Annotated in this window: 3 tRNA genes and 1 rRNA gene; all 4 read left to right on the plus strand. The window is 42.7% G+C overall.

The features are described 5' to 3' along the window. Positions 1–49 precede the first annotated feature (49 nt). A tRNA-Glu gene (locus tag ELZ11_RS23665) sits at positions 50–125 on the plus strand. 2 nt (positions 126–127) lie between these two features. Next, a tRNA-Lys gene (locus tag ELZ11_RS23670) sits at positions 128–203 on the plus strand. Between the two features lie 33 nt (positions 204–236). Further along, positions 237–312, plus strand: a tRNA-Val gene (locus ELZ11_RS23675). Between the two features lie 454 nt (positions 313–766). After that, a 23S ribosomal RNA gene (locus tag ELZ11_RS23895) occupies positions 767–864 on the plus strand; the annotation flags it as partial.

Below are 864 nucleotides of genomic sequence, written 5' to 3' on the forward strand. Positions count from 1 at the left end.
GGTTTAGAAAGTAAAAGAGACGAAGAACTCCCAAGTTCTTCAATCCAGTGTCCCGTTCGTCTAGAGGCCTAGGACACCGCCCTTTCACGGCGGTAACAGGGGTTCGACTCCCCTACGGGATACCATTGGGTCGTTAGCTCAGTTGGTAGAGCAGTTGACTTTTAATCAATTGGTCGCAGGTTCGAATCCTGCACGACCCACCATTCTTTCTCCACGAAGGAATTAAAACTTTTAGTGGGCGATTAGCTCAGTTGGGAGAGCACCTGCCTTACAAGCAGGGGGTCACTGGTTCGAGCCCGGTATCGCCCACCATTCTCTAAATATTCTTGGAAGTTAAAACTCCAAACCACTTCTTATGTTGTTGGTTGGTTTTTTCGACGCCTGCGCGGCCCGTGCGAGAGTCTTTAGAAAATGCATTCTTCGGAATACATGCTCTTTAACAATTTGGAAAGCTGACTGATTACTTAATTGGTTTTCACTTTGAAAAGTGAAAGCAAACAGCTCAAGGCTGTGATTAAGCTAATCAAATTTAAAAGTTCTCAATGTTTATCTTTTAGATAAACACAACACAAACACATTCAAGTGTCTTGGCTCTTTGTCTTACTTTTTTAAAGTAAGGGATTGAGTAGTTCAAAATTGAGTCCGGCAAACACGTAATAAGAACTAACCCTTCTTGTTACAACCAAAAACCTTGGTTGCTAGTTTGTCTTCACTTTTTAAAGTGAAAGCAAATGAGACATCAACTCGAAACTTCTTCGGGTTGTATGGTTAAGTGACTAAGCGTACACGGTGGATGCCTTGGCAGTCAGAGGCGATGAAGGACGTATTAACTTGCGATAAGCCCAGATTAGACAGTAAAAGTCT

Source organism: Vibrio profundi (assembly GCF_005281835.1).
In the GTDB taxonomy this organism is placed as follows: Bacteria; Pseudomonadota; Gammaproteobacteria; order Enterobacterales; family Vibrionaceae; genus Vibrio; species Vibrio profundi.